The organism is Cryobacterium melibiosiphilum (assembly GCF_003602235.1).
In the GTDB taxonomy this organism is placed as follows: Bacteria; Actinomycetota; Actinomycetes; order Actinomycetales; family Microbacteriaceae; genus Cryobacterium; species Cryobacterium melibiosiphilum.
Map to the genome: position 1 here is coordinate 1 of NZ_QZVS01000006.1, position 1,944 is coordinate 1,944.

The 1,944-nt window shown below is 63.7% G+C and carries 1 protein-coding gene and 1 pseudogene; both read right to left on the minus strand.

The genetic code is table 11. From position 1 onward, the window contains the following. Positions 1-192 (minus strand): annotated as a pseudogene (locus tag D6T64_RS00030) (ATP-binding protein); the annotation flags it as partial. Further along, entirely contained in the window at positions 189-1,670 is a 1,482-nt protein-coding gene (gene istA / locus D6T64_RS00035; protein ID WP_119970227.1) for an IS21 family transposase, read from the minus strand. The pseudogene D6T64_RS00030 and the gene istA, both read right to left, overlap by 4 nt. Positions 1,671-1,944 lie beyond the last annotated feature (274 nt).

Genomic DNA, 1,944 nt, shown 5'->3' on the forward strand with positions numbered 1-1,944 from the left:
CGGCAGCCGGGCAGCCGTTAACAGTCGTTGGCGGCGTGATGCTTGCCGAGATTCGTGCTCGGCCAGGAGTACTCCGTGGAGGTATTCGCGTTGTTTCGGAGTGCCTTTCTCGGCCCATTCGACCAACACGCTGTGGGTCAGTGACGCCTGCCGGCCGGTCTCGATGATGTCCTGCGCGGTGATCAGGGTCATGCGATTTCTCCCGTCAGCGTGTTGAGGCTGGTGAAGCTTCCCGTGGTGAAGACGTCGTAAACGCTCAGGTCCACGTTCTCCACGGCCGGGCTGGTGCCGCCGGCCAGGCGCCGGGCGAGCATGCCCAGCGCAGCGATCTCGGGGGTGTCTCCGCGCTGGATGAGTAGGTCGGCAGCGGTGATGGCGGCATCGAACCCGGCTGAGCCTGATGCGGCTTCGACAGCGCTGAGGAGGCGGCGCCGGTTGGTGGCGGTGGCGTTGTCGAGCCAGTCGCGCACTGGCTCCGGGACCAACGGCCGGAGTTGGGAATGGCTCCAGGCGCCGGGCTTGGTGACCAGCAACGGCAGCAGCGCCGCGGGCTCGAAGATCGTCTCGGCCTGCACTCCGAAAGCCCGGGGGAAGGACCGCACCGGCGCGGAATGCTCATCGAGGATCTCGACGACGTCGTGGCGGAGCCCAACGGTCAGGGTGCGGCTGTGGAAGGAGGACCCGGCCGCGTAGGTGTTGCCGTCGATGAGGATGTTTCCCTTCTTGTCGGCGGTGCGGGACTCGTAACGCACCGGGTCAAACCCCACGCCGGGCAGTGCCAGCGACGCGGCGACGTCTTGGGCGAAAAGCTCGCTCACGGGTAGACCTTTTCGGTAGTGGACGGTCTCCGCCAACGCCATGCACCGCGTCAGCAATATGTCGTTCAGGCCCTGCAGGGTGGCTGCTTCCGGCTCGGGGACCATCAGGTTGCGGCGGAGGAACCCAACGGCGTTTTCGACGTTGCCTTTCTCGTTGCCGGAGTACGGATTGCAAAACCTGGACTCCGATCGGTAGTGCAGTTTGAACGCGCCGAACACTTTGGCCTCGACGACTTTGGTGCCGACGCGTCGTCCGATGCCGGTGGCGTTATCGAAGACCAGGTGCCGTGGCGCGGCTCCGATGTGGTCGAAGACGGTGCGCAGGCCGTGGCAGACGCACTCGGCTGTTTCGCCGCGGTAGGCCTGCACGAAGCGCATGTTCGAGAACGGGAACGTGACGACGAAGATGTGCAGGATCTGCCTGATCCCGGCGATGATGGCTTCAGCCTGGCCGAAGTCGACCTGCGCGGTGCCAGCTGGCCAAACCAGCTCGGTGAAGCCCTCCCCGGCCTGGCGGTGTTGGTCGTTCCACTTCCTCACAAAGCGTTGCACGGGTGAGTAGCTGCCGGTGTAGTTCTCCTCGTTCATCAAGCGATCAAAGACCCGCTTGGCAGTGTGACGTTGCTTGCGGGGCCGGCGCTGGTCCTCGGTCAACCACGTCTCGATGGTGTCTTCAAACCCGGCCACGGCTGACCCGGCGGGCCGTGGAACGGGCGTCGGTGGTTTGGGTGAAAAGTTCTGTTGCCCGGTGTATTTCGCCACCGCATCGCGGCTGACTCCCAACCGACGGGCGATTTCACGGCCCGCGATTCCGTGGGAGTCGAGAGTTCTGATATTTTCTTGCACGGACATGGGTACCGTCATCTGCTTCCTGGTTCCTTCCGGCGCGACCGCTTGGCAGTAGACACGCCTTTAGGAACCTATCGGGGGGTGGCGGGCCCATGTCTCCAGCTCGCTGAAGAGGGCCACGGCCACCGGTGATCTCAATCTCTGCGCATCCCCAAGCGCCTTTTTAGGGCGGGATTTGCTGGCCTGATTTTTAGCGCTCTTTTGGCAGGAAACCAGCCGCTAACTTGGCCGGATTTCACTGCCGAAACGGCCTACAAAGAGTTGATCACACACAGCC